The sequence below is a fragment of the Brevibacterium limosum genome, from assembly GCF_011617705.1.
GTDB lineage: Bacteria > Actinomycetota > Actinomycetes > Actinomycetales > Brevibacteriaceae > Brevibacterium > Brevibacterium limosum.
In genome coordinates, this window is the sequence record NZ_CP050154.1 from 3,578,205 (window position 1) to 3,597,719 (window position 19,515).

Genomic DNA, 19,515 nt, shown 5'->3' on the forward strand with positions numbered 1-19,515 from the left:
CTTTCTTGCCCTGCGAAATGTAGCAATACTCTTCTCTCGAGTCGTTATGCTACCAGTGCTACACTAGTGGCTAGGAGGCCACCATGACTGCACAAGCACACCAGCCGAAGAGCCCCGCCGATGGTGTCGACTTCGAAGGCCTGAGTCGACTCGACATCGAGAAGGCCATCAAGAACTACCGTCGCCATCAGAAGCTCCAGGTTGCAGAGCGGTCCGCGCTGCGCGAGCGCGTCGACCGTGCGTACGTTGAAGATGCCCACATCGTTTCGGAGGCCACACAGAAGCAGGCCGTCCGCAGCGCAAAGATCCGCATGCGTCTGCTTGAAGATGAAGGCGCAGAAACCTACGCAAGCCTCGCCGCTCTGCGCGGGCGGGAACAGTCCGCGGCACGCGCCTGGGTAGCTCGGCTGCGCAAGCAGAACCGCCTGTTCACCGTCGAAGCCCAAGGGCTTGTGTTGGTCCCGCGCGTTCAGCTGACGGAAGTAGGCAACCTGGACAAGGAAGTCAGCGAGATTCTCGTCAAGCCCCTCCTCGACGCTGGAGAGCACCCATGGGCTGTGTGGGCGTGGATCACACATACCACCGGCCTGCTGAGTGGCCGCGTTCCGGCCGAACTGGTCAAGGAGAAGCCGCAGGTGGTTCAGAAGGCCGTTGCTGTGCGGGTTGCCGACATCGAAGCGCGTGCCGGTACATGAGCGAAGAGTTTCCGCCGGAGGCGCTCGAGTGCCCTGAGCCCGATGAGTGCCCGGTGGCGATCGGTGCGCTGTCTGGTCTGGCGACGAACGGGCGGCTGCCCGTTGCCACTGTTGCGACAGGGCAGCCGTGGAGTCGGGTCTACCACTCTATGTATGGTCACATGGAGTTCAATCCCGGATACGGGAATGCCCGATTCTCTCCCTTCGACTCTGCGCTGGACGGAGCTCGGATTGCGTCGATCTACTTAGCGGCCAGCCCGGAGGCGGCGCTGCTGGAGACGGCTCTTCGGGACATTGACTATGAAAACGAACCTGAGGTGCAAGATGAAGACTTCCACGGCTACCTCCATGTCGAGCTTTTGTCTTCGGAATCTTTTCGGGTTGCTGATCTTCGCGACGAACAGCTCGGTGTACTTGGATTGGAGCGCACGGCCGTATCGTCAAACCTCAGCCAGCATTATCCGTGTACGCGAACCATCGCCAAGGCGGTCCACGCTTCGACGCAGGATCTCAGCGGGATCCTCTGGCACTCTCGACAGGCGGAGCTCAGCGGGCAGCCGCAGGAGGAAGTGCTGGTGCTCTTCGAAGAGCGGACAGCCGGCGGTCGGAAATCCTTCGAGCTCAACCCAGGAAGGAAATCGATCGGGGCTCTCTACGAGGGTGCTGGACGGGTCACACTCGATGAGCTGCTCGAGGAGCTTGGGGTTAATGTTGCAGGTCCGTGGGGCTAACAGCTGTCAGAGCGGCTGACGGTCTCGGATGCATAAACTGACCCGACGAAGATTGTCTTCAGGCTCGCCCTCGGGGAATCAACGCCCCGTTTCCCTCAACTGTGCGCGTCAGAGACGAAAGCCGATTACCTCCTCGGTGTGGATCTCGCGGTCAGCCCGCCGGAGGGTTGATGATACTTGTTAAAGAATGGTCACGCCGCCGCATGATCGGAATCAAGCAGTCGCCGACTCCCCAGTTCCAAACAGATCTCAACCTGAGTCAACGACCCCAGAACCCGCGCCGAAAGGAATATCGCCAACTATGAATACGATGAAGATCGCCGTCATCGGCGGAGGAATCGCTGGTGTCACCACCGCCTACGGACTCGCGCGCCGGGGTGCAGCCGTCACCCTGATCGACGATGCCGCATCGGGTCAGGCGACAGCTGCCAGCGCCGGGATCATCGCTCCCTGGGTATCTTCCTCCAGCGGCGCCTTCTATGAAGCGTACTCAGCTGGAGGCAACTACTATCCGGAGTTCCTCGCCGGGCTCCATGACCTGGGGATCCCCGAACTGGGATACAGGCGATCCGGCGCCCTGATGGTCTCGCGAGACGATGCAGAACTCGACGCCGTCGAAGACCGGATAGCCCAGCGCGTTGCTGAGTCCGGTTCCGTCGCAGGAACGCTGGAGCGCGTAGACAGCACACAGGTCAACGAACTGTTTCCGGCCCTGTCCCCCGAACTGAAGGGTTTGTACGTCTCCGGCGGCGGACGGGTCGACGGCCACGTTCTCAGAAATGCGACGTTGAGCGCCGCAGTCATTCTCGGGTCCGAGCACCGCGAGGACGCAGTGATCGCGATCGATCCTGTCGACGACACCGGATGGCGAGTGCAGACGATGCGCGGACCGTTCGACGTTGACTCTGTCGTCGTGGCAGCAGGGGCAAGAACGCCAGAGCTGCTGCTTCCCCTCAACGTGAGCTGCGCAGTGAGCCCGCAACGCGGACAGATCACCCATCTGAACCTTCGTGGAGTGAACACTTCACAATGGCCGACGGTCCACCCCTTCACACCCAACTACATGACCCCGTTCGATAATGGCAGGATCGCAGTCGGCGCAACCCGCGAGGATGGGAGCGGTTACGATCCCCGCGTCACCGCCGCAGGACAGATGCAGGTCCTCCAGGACGCGCTGAGCCTGGCGCCAGGGCTCGCCGATGCCACAGTCATCGAGACCCGAGTCGGCATCCGTCCCATGGGCGAGGACAACCTGCCGATCGCCGGAGAGGTGCCGGGCAGATCAGGCCTATGGACCATGACGGGCTACGGCGCGGGCGGGCTGACGCTCGGGCCGCTACTGGGCGATGCCGTCGCCCGCAGCATCCTCGGAGATCCCGCGCCGGAACTGACTGCATTTCCCACAGCCATGCCGATGTGACGGCGCCCTCTGATCGGCCGACGATGAGGAATGTGAGCGGAAGAAAACCGCCCCGCGCACCTGAGCCCGCGTCCGGTCAGTCGATCAGCCCCTGCCCGGCTGCCCAGATGCGGAATCCACCCGGTTTGAATGGTAAGTGATAGGTACCGGTAAGCAAGTCATCAGCAAGGCTTTCCACCATCGACACTGTGAGTTGCCCTTCGCGGATCGCTTCGCACAGCAATGCCAAGGTCCCCCGAGCACGCAGCTTCTCATCGTCTGCGATTTTCCGCGGAACCCTGTCGTCAACGATCATGGTGTACCCATAACATCTGCCCAAAGCCAGGACCCCGCACTCGCCACGGTTGCGGCCACCCGCAACGAGGCGCTTTTCATATCGCGCAAACTCGGCGAGGTATTGGATATCGTCGCCGTGGTCGACAGCGATCCAGTCGGCGTTGAGTACTTGTTCCAGACTGGCGTGACTGTGCCGCTGCTCCAACAGTTCAGCTTCGACGCTTTCCGGAATGACGACGTAGTTGTCTTGAGTCAGGTACTTGAGCACACCTAGCCACCCCGCGAGAGCGAAATGACGCAACGGCCCCGTGTCGAAGACGAATGTCTCCGACACGGGGGTCACGAGACGTAGTCCCAGATGGCGTCCGCGCTTCGCATCTCTGGTTGTGGCAGGTCATTCATGGTCAGCAGCCCCTGCAGGAGTTCCAGGCCGCGCTCCCGGCTGATGGAATCCTGTTGGATCAGTCGAAGAACCGCCTTCTGAAAGCTCCGTGGCTGGGAGGTTCCGTGCATCTCATCGCCAGGGTGCAGATCATACTCAATGAGATCCGCTCGTGTCGTGCGGACTACTCGAACGTCGCCGGCAGTCGGTACATCACCGATCTCCAGGTCGAGGAGCCGCCGCGACAGCGTAGCCATATCGACCTGATATTCGCTCGCGACGATGACAGCAGCGGTACGCAGGTCAGCCGACCCTTGCAGCTCTGTCCACCGAGATTCCAGCCCCTCAGCCGGCAGCAGCAGTCCACGCGCGAAACGGTCGAACAGTGACTCATTACGTGCACCGTCTCCGACACGCCAGTCAATGGTGTATTCGTCTGCGACGAGGAAATGCGCCAGTTCATGAGCCGCAGCGAGCCGACGTCGACCAACCTTGGACGACGAGTTGACGAGCGTCACTCCACCTTCTTGCAGGAGGACCGTCCCCGCATCCGCGGTGTCTGCGCCGAGTTCCCGAGTGAAGACCAAGAGCCCTATCCGTTCGAACAGGTTCGGCAGGCCCTTCGCAGGTTCGATCGCGTTCAGTCCCAGCTGATCTCGCGCACGCTCAGCCATAGCGTCGGCATCGTCGAAACATTCTGGAACAGTCCAATCCTGCGCCGACTTCCGGGGGATGAATGGAGCCAGCTCATGTACGAATTCGACTTCGGATGCGCAGTCGGAGAGCAGAGTGTCGATCTGGCTGTCTTCGGGATCCAAGCCCTGGGAGGAGCGATGCGAAACGACAGCGGGCAAGGGTTCTTCAAAGAATGAGGCCATCCGGACTTCGATGGCGCTCGCAATGTCCGCCAATTCCAGGGCCGACACCCGCCGTGTTCCGTTCTCGATCTTGTTGAGAACGGTCCGATCGACGCTGACCTTTCGAGCGACTTCTTCTTGGGTCTGGCCACGGAGCTTTCGCTCATCACGAATGCGCCGACCAAGCAGCTCAGACGTCACCTTCTTCATATGTGCGATTCTCGCACATTCTGATACTAGTGACTAGATCTGGTTGCCACCGCATTTATGCTTCTGACTGAGCTTTTAAGGCGGAAGCCCGAGTGTGCTGACCATACTATGGCGAGCAGATAGATGATGTAGTTGCGACTGCCGACGACGATGGCTTCTCATCTCCCCTCACCAAGGCGGCCCGGCCAGTCCCACCCCGGCTCTCATCCCTTGGACATCACAAACACCGTCACCGAGCTCCCCGCGAGGTCAATCCTCAGCTTACCGTCCCCGGTCCTGTCACTCGGCGAGGTCGAGGAGCTCGCACCAGCCGTCGAACTCGCCCCACCCGACGACGACCCACCAGCCCCGTCCCCACTAAAGGGCACCGAGTCAGGCAGCGGGTTCGCAGGCACCACCTGAGTCGCACTCTTCACATCATTCGACTCCCCATAAACCTGCGAGGCCGAGTCGACAGCAAACCCCGAAGGCATCGACAGCGTCACCGGATTCCCACCCACCGAAGCTGCGTCGTTCGCGTTGATCACCGTCGTCACCAGGGTGCGGCCGTCGTTCTTGACCACGGTGTAGGCGCTCATGTTCCCACCGCCCTCAACCGTGGTCTTAGTGAACTGTCCGCCGACACTGGGCACAAGCAGCCGCAGCCCGAGCATGTTCGGCCTCACCTGAAATGAGTTCGACCGGCCACCATGGTCGGCCGGATCGCAGACAAGCGACATCGGCGCTCCTCCGTTGCAGGCGCCGAGCATCGAATGCATGGCCATGCGTTCGACGCCCAGAGTGGCCGCGTACATCGTGTAGTCGGCCGCCCACAGCGCCGAGGCGTTCGTCAGTGAGGTATCGTTCGTGCCCGGGCAGCTCGTCGGCCCAGTCTCCTCTAACCACAGCGGCAATCCCGCGGCGTCGGCTTTGTCCTTGCCGATGCCGAGGTTCTTCTTCGCCGCCTCCTTCGCAAGCGGATCGATGAGGTTCGCCGCCTGCGGACCTCGGCCAGGAACCTGAGTCGAGTCGCATTCGTAGAGCTGGTACCAGTGCTGTGCGATCGCGGTCTTGTTCTTCACATCGGAGTCCGCGAAGGCCGTCATCCATGCCCCGTCGTAGACGTCGGGGCCGATGATCGGCGCCTCGGGCCGTTTCGCATGGATGGCCTTGGCATACGCTTCGAGCTGCTTGATGTATTTGTCCTTGTTCCAGCCTTCACCGCGAACCGCACCACCGGGAACGTCGTCGACGGTATAGCCGTTCGGTTCGTTGCCGATGCCCAGACCGACGAGGGAATCGCCGAGGATGTCGATCGCATGCGCGGCCATGTCTGCTCCGCGTTCCGGATCAAAGGTGCCCAGGGGGATGCCGATGGTGACAGTGGAACCGGTGGCATCGACGAGTTTCTTCAGCCTCTCGAGGTCACCGGGAGTGATGGTGACCTTTTCGCCGTGCTTCGGCTTCTCTCCCTTCGATGTCCAGAACGTCCTCCGGTCGAGGGCATTGCCGGCGAACCGCAGCGCCGGAGATCCGAGCGCTTTCAACTGCTCGTCGAGGTTGGACTTCGCCGGGTCGAGCCGAGGGTCGGCAAGGTCGGTGGCTTCGAAGGAGACCCCGATGTTGTCGGCCGTGAACCCCGTGCCGGTCTTGTCAGCGGTGACTGTGACATCGGCCGTCGATCCGGAGGCAACATCGACATTCGACTGCTCGAATTCGGTCGGAGTGGGGCTCGGGTCCGCGGACGGCGATGAGCCGTCCGAGTCGAACCACGAGCATCCGGACAAAACGAGGGCGAGCGCCAGCGCGCCGCCCTGAATACTCCGCCTGATGTCCACGGCAATAACTCTGCCCTGTTGTCCCGGATTCGCCAACTTCCGCAGTGGCAGTCTGTCCTTTTCTCAGGAGGCTCCGAGCGCTGCTCGCGCCACAGCCGCGGCAACCAGCGCGTGGGGAAGCGCCCGTGATCGTGCTTCCCCGGCCAGCATCGTGAGCACGTCGTATGTCGGACTCGTGACCGGCAACGGACCAAGACCGTCGTGGCCGCTGCGCCAGCCGAGGCCGAAGAGCGCCTCGGTGATGCGGTCCCGCCACTGCTCCGATGACTCAGAGCTGCCGACCACGGCCACCGCCGTCCACCCGGCGTCGTGGTCCCAACGTGATCGGCCGAGCGGAAGTTTCCCCGCCATGTGTTCGAGCAGTTCGGCCGGTCGGTCGGCCAGAGACTTCGCTGTGCGAGTCGGTGCAAGCCGCTTCTTGCGCACCGAGATCAGGCCCACAGCCTTCGCGGTGTCTCGCAGAATCGCGACCGGTGCCGTCTGGTCCTCACGGTTGGCCTTGCCGATCCACCAATCGGCGATCCCGGTCCGCCGTGCGATCTCCTCGACCACGGCAGGCTTGAGATACCCCGCGCCGGTGAGTTCCGTACCGTCGCCGATCACCTCGAGCAGGATCCGATACGCCTCGGTCGCCGAGGCGGCTTCTTCGGCCGTGACCTCGTCGAGGCTGCGCGCGGCCGGGTGGGCGAGCGCAGTCTGCAGACCGGTTCCGCCGCGAAGATGTTCCTGCTCGATGAGAGCAGTCAACTCTGCAGGAACACCTGTTGCCGGCCCGCCTCCCCCGGCGACCCCCGGAGCCGAACCGTCACCCGCCGAAATCTGACCCGGAGACCCCCGGCCGAACTCGACGCTGCCGAGCACGATGTTGAGCGCGTCGCGGTCGAACTCGTCAGGATCCCACCGAGCCGGCAGCCAGGCCTTCCCCTCGGCGGCGTCTTCGAAGATCTCCGGTCGCAGGTCGTCGCTGTAGCCGCTGCGCACCCACTCGGCCATTTCGTAGTATCCCCACATGCCGCCGCAGTCCTCGGGCGGTCCGGCAAGCCGACCGGTGATGCAGACAGGGTGCGTCGGCGGGTCGTCGAGGATCTTCTCGACCTTGAGCACATGGAGCCAGCTGTCACCGAAGTCGTATTCGTACCAGAGCCGGTCCCCCGCCTCGGCGAGGATCTGGTCCAGGCGAACATCGTCCTCAGTCACGCCTTCATCGCCTTCGGTGACGTCGAAGGCGCTGAGGAATGACGGTCCGCCGTAGTCGCTGGAGGTGCGGAACCTGTGCAGGTGGCTGTTGGTCCACGCAAACGCGATCTGAAGCACATGGTGCAGCCCGCCCACGGTCAGGTCCCCGGGAAGGTCGAGCCTGCGCCAGATCGGCGGCTTCGCATCTGTGAGGTCGACGCGCACCCGAAAGCCCCGTGCTGTCTGCGGTACCGGACCGACCGTCGGCTGCGGATTGCGGCCCGGGTCACTGAGATCGTCTTCGCTGAAACTGCCCGACATAAAGCTCGCCCGCAGCTGCTCGAGGAGCTGAGACAGGTTGTTGGAATCGAAATCGTTCGTCGGCATCGCGAGCCCCCTGGTCGGAATAGGTTCCGTGCCGACTCTATTCGAGCATCGGGCCGGTCGCCTATTCGCGTCGTTTCATTTCCATCCCCGCCGCGGCGGCCGCCCCGGACACATGGCATCGTAGGGATGGATATCACGCCGCCAGAAGAGAGGATCCACTGTGCCCGAGCGCCCCAGCAGTTCCTCTCTCACCCCCGTCCGTGGAGCCTTGGGCCTGTCGGTGGCGATGGGCATGGGCCGGTTCTTCTACACCCCGGCGCTGCCGCTCATGGTCGCAGCCCTCCATTGGAGCTCCGCCCCCGGCGCATGGATCGCGACCCTGAACTACGTCGGCTACTTCATCGGCACCCTCGTCATCGCCCAAGGCTGGGTCGAACCCAACCGATTCGTCTACCGCCTCAGCCTCATCGTCTCCACCGTGGGCCTGGCCGCGGTCGCCCTGACTCCGAACCTCATCTGGCAGGGCGGCATCCGCACGTTCGCCGGAATCGCCTCGGGGCTGATTTTCGTGTGCGTGACCCAACGCATTCCCGCGAACTCCCGCAGACCCCGCGACGGCGGCATCTCCTACGGCGGAGTCGGCTTCGGCATCCTCGTCTCCGGTGCCATCGTGCTGGCCGCCGGCAGCTTCGCCGACTGGCGGCAGCTGTGGCTCATCTGCGCGGCCGTGTCCGCGATCTTCTCGAGCATCGCCTGGACGTGGCCGATCCCGGCCCGAATCCCACCACACACCACCGCTGAGGCGGCCGCCCCGACCGAGTCAGACGATCCGACCGAGATCGGCCCCGACCACTTCCCCGCCGAGGCGGTCACCCCGTTCGAGACCAACCGCCGCCGAGCCATGGCCATCCTCTCCACCGGCTACTTCTTCCAAGGCGGCGGCTACATCATCATCGGCACCTACCTCGTCGTGCTCGCCGGCCCCGTCTTCGGCGCCACCGCAGCCGCCTCGACGTGGCTCATCGCCGGGATCGCGACGGCGGCTTCTCCCCTGACGTGGTCAGCAGTCGCCGCGCGCATCGGCACGGTGAAGGCGCTGACTCTCTGTTACTGCCTCCAGGTCTTCGGCGCTCTGCTCGCTGTCTTCGGCTCCACCCCGATCGTGCTGATCATCGCCGCGGCGCTCTTCGGCTTCACTTTCGTCGGGGTGGTCATGATGACGATCGGCGTCGGCACGCAGATGGGAGTCGCGAACGCCTCGGCGAAGCTGACGTCTTGGTACAGCATCGGTCAGATCGTCGGCCCGGCCATTGTGGCAGCGGCCTTGAGCGAGCGCATCGCCGCCGCCTTCATCGCCTCTGCCGTCGCTTTGGCCATCGCCATGGCACTGACCTTGGTCGGTGTCCTCGCCGGCAACGTCGACCGCTGAGAGGCTGACTCAGCGCACCGTCCACGATCGACAGATCTTTCGCGATCACCCTTGCCAAAGCGCTCGCCCAATAATAATATTTCCGTAATATTAAAACTGCTCAACGACGAGGAGATTGACACGTGTCATCACTGTTCCCAAACCTCTTCAGCCCGATCGATCTGGGCCCGCTTCGTCTGCGAAACCGGATCGTTTCATCCGGCCACGACACCATGCTGGCCGACGACGGTCTGATCGGCGCGGACCTCATCGCCTACCACGAACGCAGGGCGGCAGGCGGCGCCGGATTGATCGTTCTGCAGGTCTCGGGAGTTCACGAGACCGCCCGATACACGAGTCATGTCCTCATGGCAACGGATCCCGACGCCGCCGACGGGTACAGAGCCGTAGCGGATGCGGTTCACAAGCACGACTGTGGAATCGTCGCACAGCTGTTCCACCCCGGGCGCGAAGTCATGGACGGAGAGCAGGGGATGGCGCCTCAGGCGGTAGCGCCCAGCGACCGCCCGCAGGAACGATTCCATGTGGTTCCCCAGGAACTGTCGACGCAGGTCGTCGAAGAGATCGTGGATGGCTACGGTCAATCTGCCGCTCTCATCTGCCAAGCCGGTGTCGACGGGGTCGAGGTCGTCGCCAGCCACGGCTACTTGCCGATCCAGTTCATCAATCCTGCCGTCAATGACCGAACCGACAAGTACGGAGGATCACCGGAGAACCGACTGCGGTTCCTCCTTGACGCAATTGCCAGCGCACGTCGCGGCGCCGGCGAGCACAAGGTCGTCGGTGTCCGCATCTCAGGGGACGAACTCACCAGCAATGGTCTGGTCGATTCTGAAGTGCTCGAGGTCATCAACGCAATCGAAGACCAAGGAATGGTCGACTACATCTCCGTCACGGGTGGAGATTCCTCCACCCTGCAGGGAGCCCAGCACATCGTTCCGTCGATGCAGTACGAGCCGGCGTACCTCGGCCAGCTGTCGGAGCAGATCAAGAAGTTCACGGACCGACCTGTGATGGTGGCTGGCCGAATCAATCAGCCGCACGAGGCGGAGAAGGCCATCGTCGACGGTCAGACAGACCTGTGCATCATGACCCGGGCAATGATCTGCGATCCGGAGATTGCCGGCAAGGCTGAACGAGATGCAGTGGAGGAAATTCGGGCATGCATCGGCTGCAACCAAGCCTGCATCGGTCACTTCCAGCAGGGGGTCGGCATCAGCTGCATTCAGTATCCCGAATCCGGCAGAGAGCTGACGTTCCTCCCCCGACCGACAGTACGAGAAGCATCACGACTGTTGGTCGTCGGCGGTGGACCTGCCGGACTGAAGGCCGCGGCAGTTGCCGCTGAGGCCGGCGCGCACGTCACACTGCTGGAGAGAGAAAAGGCTCTCGGCGGCCAGGTTCTCCTCGCCGAGAAGTTGCCGCACCGCTCCGAATTCGGCGGGGCAGCAACGAACCTGACCGCCGAAGCGAAACGGGCCGGTGTTGAGATCCGAACCGGCACAGAGTTCTCCTCCTCGCATCTCGACGAGCTGCGGCCCGATCAGGTGATTTTTGCCACCGGTGCGGCAGATCGCGACCCGGACTATGAGGTCGTCGACTCTCCCCTGATTCTGACTTCCCGACAGTACCTGACCGACATGCCAGACCTTCCACAGGGAGGTGTTCTCATCGCGGATTGGAGAGGTGACTGGGCAGGGTTGGGCCTGGCAATCATGCTTGCACGCAAGAGGCAGGTCACGCTGGCCACGGCAGCCAACTTCGCCGGCGCCGGGATTCAGCAGTACACCAGAACGGCGCTCATGCCCGAGCTCATTCGAGCGAAAGTCAATTTTATCAATGATGCACGGTTGGCGGGGGTAGACGAAGACACCGTCTATCTGCAGTCAACACTGTGCGATGAGGTCATTGAAGTCGAGGGTGTTGCCACGACCATCGTCAATCATGCCTCCCGTGCTGTGGTGCCCGAAGCCGACTTGAACGGGATTCCCTATGTTCGGATCGGCGACTGCAAGGCACCTCGTACCGTTGAAGAGGCCGTCTACGAGGGACTTACGGCCGCGAACGAGTTTATTCTCAACACCGGTCGCCGAGCATCGGTCGGCGCCTGATGAGCACCAAGCCGGGCCGCCCGTCCCTGTCACAGGACGAAATCGACGACCGCAAAGGCGCCGTGATCACAGCGACGCTCAGCCTGATCAGTGAGCGAGGCACAAGTGGGATCCGCCTCAAAGATGTCGCACGGGAGGCAGGCATCTCGGTCGGGACGATTCAGCACTATTTCGATTCCCGCGAGGATCTCATCATCAGCGCGTACCAGCAGCATTCGAAGAACGTCATCGCTCTGATCCGACAGTCGTTCAGCGACACAGCCGATCCCTGGACCAGCCTGGCCCAAACGATCCACGATTTCCTTCATCTCGCAGACTTCTCAACTCGAACTCGTCTGTGGATCGAGTTCGTGGCCGCAGCGACGAGGAATGACGAGCTTCGCTTCCTGCTCGACGAAGTGTTTCTTGCCTGGAAACAGGTCATTCGGCGCATCGTCGAAGCTGGAACAGCCGACGGAAGCTTTGCACCACAGGTGGATGCGGAAGTCGCAGTTGACGCTCTCCTGGCCCAGCTCGACGGCTTTGAAATCGCGCACGCAACGGGTGCCACCGGCACGAACGTTGAACGAATCGAGTCAGTGCTCAACCAAACGGCCCAGGTTCTTCTGGGCGCGTCCAGCTTTCCAACGTTGGAACCTGCGGATACCTCGTCCGCACTTCAGGCGCCAATCGCCCCAACTTTCGACCGATTGATCCAAGGAAGGAACATCTGATGTGGGGATCTATAGCAGTTGCGATCGTGTACGCCGTTGTGCCGATCTGCTGTGTGCTCATCGGTTTCGGTCTCATTCGCAGAGACTACGGAACCGATCGACCAACAGATACGAACAATCTGCAGGCCCGTTCGAGCGATGAGGGAGGATTCTGAGGTGTTCGCTGTTGCCATCTTCGGAAGTTTCCTCTTATACCTAGTGATAGGCGCGGTTGTCGGCCGCAGAGTGAAAGACAAGTCCGACTATTATGTGGCCGGCCGAGCTGCTCCTACCTTCTTGGTTGCAGGAACCTTGGTCGCTTCGTTCCTATCCACCGTTTCGTTTATGGGAGAACTGGGGTTCTCTTACGACGGATACCCCGTCGTCATGCTGCTGCTGACGGCATTCAATATCTCCGGCTATGTCCTCGGCGTCATGCTCTTCGGCCGATACCTGCGGCGCTCCTCGGCGCTGACAGTGCCTGAGTACTTCGGGAAGCGCTTCAACTCCCCCGGCCTCCAGGCGTTGGCCGGCGTGATGGTCGTCGTCGGCATCGGCCTCTACCTCGTCGCCGTGACTCAGGGTCTGGTCCTGGTCGTCGGGCAGCTCGTCGACATTCCGAGTTGGGCGATCCTGTTGATCGTCTGGGCCTCGTACACGATCTTCACCTTCCTGTCCGGGTCCCAGGGCGTGCTGGTCAATGACACCATCATGTTCGTCGTCTTTTCCGTTGCGGCGATTCTGGGGATGGGCTGGATCATCGGTGCTTCCGGAGGGCCGGTCACGGCAATGCAGAAGATGGCCGCGCTGACGAGCAAGCCAGACGGCATCTCATGGCACGGGCTGACTGGACCGGACAACTATATCGGCACCCCGACACAAGCTGTCATCTATGCGGTGACGTTCGGCATCGTCTGGTGCACTGTTGTCGCCGTGAGTCCGTGGCAGTCGAGCCGCTTCCTCATGGCCAAGAACGAACACGTCGCCATTCGCTCGGCACTGTTCGCTACCGCAGCGCTTGCTGTCACCTATCTCTTCCTCACCTTCGGCGGATTCTCCATCAATCTGTTCGACGACGGAATCGACCCGAGCGAGATTGCCTTCATCTGGGCTGGGCAGAACGTCCTGCCGTCGCTGTTGGGTGTCATTGCCGTTACGGGCATTGTGGCCGCTGGGCTCTCGTCTGCGGCATCGTTCTTGTCACTCATCGGCTTCTCGGCGGCCAACGATGTCATGCCGTATCTCACTGGTCGACGGGTTCGGACGCCGGAATTCGCCGCGTCGACTGGGGGCTCGCAGCGGAGCACGGTCCCGGCAGCTTCATCAGGGGCGAACACTGGGATCGCGACTGCCCTGGGCGAGCCAGCCGATGAAACAGGTGGCGACTCGGCAGACGATGATCGACGCGGGCTGCAGATTGCGCGGTGGACGATGGTCGTGGCCGGGTTGGTGGTTCTCGTGGTCACGTGGGCAGCACCTCCGGCGGTGTTGACGATCGGCTACTTCGCGGCGACTCTGTTCGCCGCTTCGTGGGGGCCCATCGCCTTCTGGAGTGTGCGGTCGACGAAGCTGTCTGCTCGCGCGGCAGCCGTGGGCATGATCGCAGGATTTGTCGTGGTCGCAATCTTCGAGTCTCTGTCCGAGTTCGCCGGCTTGGAGCTGCCAGATCTGCTCAATCCCACAATCCTGGGATTTGTGGCCTCCATCGGCGGCACATTCCTGGGCAACATCGGCACCCAGCCATCGAAGCTGGGCAATCAGTTCAGGGAAAAACTGATGGAAGTACCGGCAGAGGACCGAGACCCGAAGAGATATCGACGGACTCGGGCGTGGGTGATCGGAACTGTAGTAGTCCTCTTCTTGTGCGGCCTCGCCATGTTGTTGCTCTACGCAATCCCGTACGCTTCAACTCTGGCCTGATGAGCCTCCCAATCCGCCACTGACAATGGAGGAATCCAAAGCGGGCCGCAGGTGCACATTCCAGCACCGGCGGCCCGTGTGGCTTTGAGGACAGCGCTGAGCAATCCCGTACACGCCACCACCGAGGTGGCACACGTGGGGTTACCCTTCCCTGTGGAGTGACCCGCAAGCCAATCGCCGAGGATACCGAGCGCAATCGCGACGATGTCGGCTCCTCGTGCCGGATCGGAGGTGCCCGGGGATCGAGGGCCACAACCGAGCCAGTGACGTCAATGAGCATTTTCAACCGTTGGAGATCCTCGGGTCCGACCGTCATCTTCTCCACACGATGGGACCGCTCCTCCAGGCCCAGGCAGAACCCGACAGGTCGGTCGCTTCGCCGCGACTGGCGGGGCAGCCGATCAGAAGGCTATGCGCAAGTCGGGCTCAGCAGTGAGAATCTCTCCATCGAAGTGCTCGCCTGCATCGCAAGCAGACGCTGCACGGTCAGTTCCTGGCCAGGACTGAGTGAAACAACCGCTTGGCACCGGCTCTGTGAGCCCACGACACCGGCTTGGCGTCCACAGTGCTCGTCAGAGTATCGAGACTGATCGCCTCTCTCACACCGCTATGATCTCGTACACGACCCGCCTGTGAGAGGAGAAGGTATCGCTCACGGTGTTTACGCTGTAATCTTCTCGGCGAGTGTTGTTTATGGTCGGCAGACTTGGTGGGTGAAACGGCACGTGGAATTACATCCGCCGGCAGACCAAGAGAACGGCAACGCTCCGACGTCGGCTGCGCTCAGCCTCGGCGTTGATCAGATTCCGCACCGGCTATCGATCCGGTGGTGCCACGCTCACAGCGAAACCGATAAGGAAGAGAAATTATGGCTATTGTCCTATGGATCCTCGCAGCGCTGCTCGTCGTCTCGGGCGTCTTCGCGATCTTGCGTAAGCAGATTCTTTGGGGCGTCGTCCTCATCGTCGTCGGCTGCCTCGTGGGGCCAGGAGGGGTGAGCATCTTCGCCTGATCTGCTCGCACCGTCACGTGAGGCGTCTCTCTCCGGAGGGGCGCCTCACGTGCAGGTGGAGAACGAGTCAGGACCAGAGCGCCACCGCCCCGTAAGCGCCCCGATCTTCGGGACCGGAAAGCACCGTCGCTTCACGTCAGTTGACGCAAGTAGCTGCTGAAGCCCCCGCGCGTGCGACCGGCCAGACGAGCAGACGTGAGCACTCTGCACTCGTCGGTTCTGCGAATGCGGCCGCCCTCCCGCAGCACCGCATCGACGATTGCTTCGTCCTCACCACATTCCAGCGGAGGCACGCCTCCCATGGCTTCGAGCGCGCTGGCGCGCAGCCCCATGTTCGCTCCGAATATGTACGGGTGATTCTCGAGCAGTTCGTGGTTGGCATGCCAAGTTGCGACCAGGTCGGCCGTTGCTGTCTCAGGGCGTGGGGCCACAGTGCCCACCAGGCAATCGACGCCGCTCGCGGCGAGTTCGAGATGTGTGGTGATCCAATGTTCGGGCACTCTGCTGTCGGCGTCTGTGAATGCGACCCACGCCGAGTCGGAGTCTTCCCCTGTTGTAAATTCCTCGATTCGCATGAAGTGCCTCCATCCGAAGTCGCGGGCTCGACCCACGGACTGAAAAGAGGTCGCGAGGACGAAGACGTCGCGATGTCGGGCGGCAAAATCCTCGACGATGCCCTCCGTGGCATCGGTGCAGGCATCTGCCACGACAAGTACTCGAAACCGACAGTCGATGCCTCTGTCGACAGCGCATGAGCGCGATCGCTGCACCGACTCGAGGCACCCGAGGATGTCTTCCTCCTCATTATGAGCCGGGATGATCACACCCAAACGCGTGATCATGCGTGCCCCTCGGCCGCGGATGGGCGGAAATCCTTGTCGATCGTGATGATGTCCAGACGATAATCCCCTTCATACCGGTGTTCGATCCGATGACGAGGCCAGGCGCCTAAGCAGATGCGATGCACTTCATCGGCATCCAGTGGCCAATCGTCGATCTCTCCCCTCCAATGGCAGAGCACGAGGACGAAACGAACCGTTGTCGAGCCATCGATCTTCTCCAAGGTGTCGAAGAGCTGGGAACGACTGAGGTAGAAGCCGGTCTCCGACAGCACGACGCAGTCGAAAGTGCCCTGGGGCCACTCGAAGGGAATGGTGGCATGGACGAAGTTGATTGCCGATGAAGGCGCAGCTCCTCGGCGTCTGGCGATTCGCAGAGCCTGCGAACTCGCATCGACTGCCGTCACCTGCGCCCCGACACCGGCGAGATCATGAGTCAAAGCGCCTACCGAGCAGCCGATCTCAAGGATATGAGCGTACGGAACCGCAGGCAGATGGGTGAGGAGATTCCGGCGTTTGGCGATCTCATATTCGGAACTCCACACCTGCCAGGGGTCACACCGTTGAACGTGGACTTCGTCGAAGACCGCAGAGGCCGCACTGGCGTCGTGGAGCGTCTGTGAGCTGCCGCCGCCGCAGGAAACCGGAGTCGCGGCGGCGCGGAAGTCCGAGACCGCGAAGGTGTCTCCGCCACGACGGAAATGGTCGAGATGAGCGGGGCCGACGATTGCTTCGTCTCCGGGCTGATCGGATAGCGCTGAGACCTGCGAGGGATAGCAATCGAACACTGCCTGCCTGTCGAAGTTCGCTGGATCGGGCAGAAACGACCAGCTGCGCCACGCCTCGTCGGCGGGGTCTGCCCAATGCCAGTACCAGATCGGGTACTCGAGCACCGTCGTGTGGCGGTCACGCCCCAGCTGCAGGGCTGCTGCTCCGATCGCCTCATGATCGCCATGTCCGTCCCGGCTGTAGGGTGAGACGAGCACGACGTGCCCCTGGTGCTGGTCCACTTCGACCGCGATCTCGTCGACGATCCTCTGGCTGAATGCGTCCAGCTGCCCATCAGGCAACCCCACGAAACGGCGGGACAGACGCTCGTGATCAAACAGATCCAGTGCCGCATCGAACTCGCGCAGACGCATCTCTCTGAGTTCCTTCGTCGAGTGGGTGGGAGACGCCGGATGGGATCGTTCCCCTGCGGTGAAGAGCAGGACGACGACTCGATGAGCGGACCGGCGCAGGCGGGCCAGCAGGCCGGCGGCTCCAAGGGCCTCATCGTCCGGATGTGCGGCAAGGATGATGAACGTGGCCCCGGCAGGCATGGCCTCGACCCCGAGCGCGGGAAGATCCTGCACACCGGCTTCCCTCCAACAGGCTTCGGGCGTGCCGGTGTCACGATGGTCAAAACCCATTGTGGTCGACCTTCGTGCGAAGTTCCGTGCCGAGAGCGGCTTCATCGCGTGGACCGTGGTGCTGACTGATGTAGACGGTGAGGTCAGCGTCGGCTTTGGCGAAGCCGACATCGCCTGTCAGCGCCGCCGGTCCCGCGATTTCGCGACTCAGGTGCTGGATCCGGCGAACTCCTGAGTAGACGATATTGCGCACTGTCAGGGCCACGGTCCAGGCACGTGCACGGGAGTACTCGTCACTCCCGTCGGCTGCGGCCGCTGCCTGCGCGAAGACGCTGCGAATCGAGAAGATCTCAGCCTCGAGCTGACCGATCAGCATCTCACCGACTGTGGATGGGTTGGAGCGCTTGCTGTGCCGTCGCACGGCATTTCTTGCCAGTCCCACGGCGGCGCCGAACCAACATGCTGCCACTCGGATGCCTCCCCAAGCGAATGCAGTTCGATCCAGGTACCAGTTCGGCGGACCGAGGACGGTGACGGGCGTTTTCGTGAATGCGACACTTCCGCTCGGGATCTCCTGCAGACCCATGCTCGGCCAGGCAGTCGGCTGGACCTGCGCTCGGGGGTCCCTGAGGTCCACGGCACAGGCGTACGATCCCCCGTCGCTGCCGGCGATGACGATGGCGTGCGAGAGTTCGGCGGCCAAGGAACACCAGGCTTTTTCTCCATCGATCACGGTCTGTTCGCCTTCTGCGCCCACGGTGAGGACGTGGGCTGGAGACTCGGCGGCGTAGACGCCCCAGGTCGAGCCATCGGGTGCGTCGTGTCCGGCTTCGGCAAGGATGCCCAGCGCATCCACATGGGGTTCGAGCATCCGAGCGACAGCGACATCGATGGCCGCCACCTCGAGCAGCGGCTCCCACTGCCGCATGTGAGACGTCGTCCCGGTGAGTCCGAGAAATCGACTCAGGGCGCGAACCTTGTCAGCGGTCTGCGCATTGCTGGTGACCAGCTTTCGCAGATCATCCTGGCAGGCGGGTTCGTCGCGCCAGGAGCCCAGAGGCGCTGAAATCATCCCAGTGACGTCTAACCGATGCTGTGTGTTCATGTCATATCTTTCTGAAATCGCTGGGCAGGTCCTTATCAGCCATCAGGAGTTCTGGCTGACATCATCGGTGTCCGGGTGGTTGTCGGTGTAGACCCGTTGGCGCATGCGCTGTCCGTGAGTCAGTCGTTTCACATCTAAGTCGGAGTCGAAGCTTGCGCCGATACCGCCGGCGACGACGCCCATCGCTGCGCTGAGCCAGGCGATGTCAAGATAGTTGGCGACCGTCGCCTTCTGCTGAATCTGGGCCGTCATGAATTCGGGGTCGATGACTATGAGACCGCCCAGCAGAATGAGGCCGACCAGTCCCGCGTAGAGCGCGAGCACGGTGATCAGCAGGGTCAGGACGGTCGAGAGGTTGTAGTACATCACCACTGTTGCCAGGCTGTCTCTGCGCGGTTCGTCCCAGAGTTTGTGGTTGATGATCAGCCAGGTGACCATGACCAGGATGGCGGCCGCGCCGATTGACAGCAGCCGCGTGGTGGACAGATAGGTCGACATCTGCCAGATGGAACTGTAGAAGATGCCGAAAGCTCCTGTGGCCGATGCCGCGGCGAGGGCGCCTGAAAGCTTCGGGACAGTGCGCCACGGGTCGTTGGCCATCGTCATTCCCAGCACCAGACGTGGGCCTCCTGTGATGGTGTGGGCATGCAGCGACTGGTGCTGGGCGTCTTCGTTGTCGGACCAGTCGGACCAGCGGAGCAGAAACCGACGGGTCGTATCTTCGGGATCCCACGGCACCAATTTGTTGACCGAGCTCATCAGCACTTTGATGATGCGGCGCTTGGTCGACCATGCGCCCAGAGTGGGACAGGACACGATCGCCAGATTGCTGTCGGAATGCACCTCGGCGATCAACGGGTCGCCCTGAGTATGGCGGGGGATCTCGGTGAGTATCAGGACGATGTTCACGTCCGGGTAGTCGGCCCGAAGGTCTTCGACAGCGCTGAGGTCGAGTTCGCTTTCCGGTGTCAATCGGATGGTGTCAGTCGCCGTGTGCAAGGTCGTCGTGACCCCATACGCGTCTTGCAGAAGCCTTTCGAGACGTTGATGGATAGCAGCCGCCCGGCGGCTGGGCAGGCCCGGGTCGGCCACGAGAAGGACCTGGAGGGCCTCTGAAGAGGTGTCGAGCATATTGATCCTTCTCAGCTGGGTGAGCTGTTTGAG

16 protein-coding genes are annotated in these 19,515 nt (G+C 62.3%); 8 read left to right on the forward strand and 8 right to left on the reverse strand.

Features of this window, described 5'->3' with window-relative positions:
* Positions 1–83 precede the first annotated feature (83 nt).
* From GUY37_RS16140 to GUY37_RS16150, 3 genes are all read left to right on the forward strand, one after another.
* Entirely contained in the window at positions 84–695 is a 612-nt protein-coding gene (locus GUY37_RS16140; RefSeq protein WP_166827683.1) for a hypothetical protein, read from the forward strand.
* Entirely contained in the window at positions 692–1,426 is a 735-nt protein-coding gene (locus GUY37_RS16145) for an RES family NAD+ phosphorylase (protein ID WP_166827686.1), read from the forward strand. Before GUY37_RS16140 ends, GUY37_RS16145 begins: the two co-directional genes overlap by 4 nt.
* Positions 1,427–1,727: 301 nt before the next feature.
* The gene (locus tag GUY37_RS16150; protein WP_166827689.1) at positions 1,728–2,846 is read left to right on the forward strand and encodes an NAD(P)/FAD-dependent oxidoreductase; all 1,119 of its coding nucleotides are present in this window, start codon (positions 1,728–1,730) and stop codon (positions 2,844–2,846) included.
* 76 nt (positions 2,847–2,922) lie between these two features.
* Here GUY37_RS16150 and GUY37_RS16155 read toward each other — a convergent pair whose 3' ends face one another.
* The 4 genes from GUY37_RS16155 to GUY37_RS16170 form a co-directional block, all read right to left on the reverse strand.
* Positions 2,923–3,456, reverse strand: coding sequence for a nucleotide-binding protein (locus GUY37_RS16155; protein WP_228278220.1), 534 nt, complete (start codon positions 3,454–3,456; stop codon positions 2,923–2,925).
* A 5-nt stretch (positions 3,457–3,461) separates the two neighbouring features.
* Positions 3,462–4,571: a helix-turn-helix domain-containing protein gene (locus GUY37_RS16160; RefSeq protein WP_166827693.1), complete on the reverse strand. Its 1,110-nt coding sequence runs from the start codon at positions 4,569–4,571 to the stop codon at positions 3,462–3,464.
* Positions 4,572–4,774: 203 nt separating this feature from the next.
* Positions 4,775–6,388 (reverse strand): hypothetical protein, encoded by a 1,614-nt coding sequence (locus GUY37_RS16165; protein ID WP_228278221.1) that lies wholly within the window; start codon positions 6,386–6,388, stop codon positions 4,775–4,777.
* Between the two features lie 63 nt (positions 6,389–6,451).
* Positions 6,452–7,951 (reverse strand): plasmid pRiA4b ORF-3 family protein, encoded by a 1,500-nt coding sequence (locus tag GUY37_RS16170; protein WP_166827695.1) that lies wholly within the window; start codon positions 7,949–7,951, stop codon positions 6,452–6,454.
* 160 nt (positions 7,952–8,111) lie between these two features.
* On the opposite strand from GUY37_RS16170, the gene GUY37_RS16175 reads away from it, so the two are divergent.
* The 5 genes from GUY37_RS16175 (at position 8,112) to GUY37_RS16195 (ending at position 15,055) form a co-directional block, all read left to right on the forward strand.
* Positions 8,112–9,320 (forward strand): YbfB/YjiJ family MFS transporter, encoded by a 1,209-nt coding sequence (locus tag GUY37_RS16175; RefSeq protein ID WP_166827698.1) that lies wholly within the window; start codon positions 8,112–8,114, stop codon positions 9,318–9,320.
* 122 nt (positions 9,321–9,442) lie between these two features.
* Positions 9,443–11,431, forward strand: coding sequence for an oxidoreductase (locus GUY37_RS16180; RefSeq protein WP_166827701.1), 1,989 nt, complete (start codon positions 9,443–9,445; stop codon positions 11,429–11,431).
* On the forward strand, positions 11,431–12,144 hold the full coding sequence (locus GUY37_RS16185; RefSeq protein WP_166827704.1) for a TetR/AcrR family transcriptional regulator: 714 nt from the start codon (positions 11,431–11,433) through the stop codon (positions 12,142–12,144). The genes GUY37_RS16180 and GUY37_RS16185 overlap by 1 nt, the downstream gene beginning before the upstream one ends.
* A 51-nt stretch (positions 12,145–12,195) precedes the next feature.
* A complete protein-coding gene (locus GUY37_RS16190) occupies positions 12,196–14,043 on the forward strand; it encodes a sodium:solute symporter family protein (protein ID WP_166827707.1) in 1,848 nt (615 codons plus the stop codon).
* 868 nt (positions 14,044–14,911) lie between these two features.
* Positions 14,912–15,055: a GPGG-motif small membrane protein gene (locus GUY37_RS16195; protein ID WP_162835624.1), complete on the forward strand. Its 144-nt coding sequence runs from the start codon at positions 14,912–14,914 to the stop codon at positions 15,053–15,055.
* Between the two features lie 131 nt (positions 15,056–15,186).
* Here GUY37_RS16195 and GUY37_RS16200 read toward each other — a convergent pair whose 3' ends face one another.
* Genes GUY37_RS16200 through GUY37_RS16215 form a run of 4 tightly spaced genes read right to left on the reverse strand, consistent with a single transcriptional unit; the run spans position 15,187 to position 19,482 of the window.
* A complete protein-coding gene (locus GUY37_RS16200; protein WP_166827710.1) occupies positions 15,187–15,897 on the reverse strand; it encodes a glycosyltransferase in 711 nt (236 codons plus the stop codon).
* Entirely contained in the window at positions 15,894–17,306 is a 1,413-nt protein-coding gene (locus tag GUY37_RS16205; protein ID WP_166827713.1) for a PIG-L family deacetylase, read from the reverse strand. The genes GUY37_RS16200 and GUY37_RS16205 overlap by 4 nt, the downstream gene beginning before the upstream one ends.
* On the reverse strand, positions 17,296–18,351 hold the full coding sequence (locus GUY37_RS16210) for an acyl-CoA dehydrogenase middle domain-containing protein (RefSeq protein WP_166827716.1): 1,056 nt from the start codon (positions 18,349–18,351) through the stop codon (positions 17,296–17,298). Before GUY37_RS16210 ends, GUY37_RS16205 begins: the two co-directional genes overlap by 11 nt.
* Positions 18,352–18,393: 42 nt before the next feature.
* A complete protein-coding gene (locus GUY37_RS16215) occupies positions 18,394–19,482 on the reverse strand; it encodes a hypothetical protein (RefSeq protein WP_166827719.1) in 1,089 nt (362 codons plus the stop codon).
* Between the last annotated feature and the right edge of the window lie 33 nt (positions 19,483–19,515).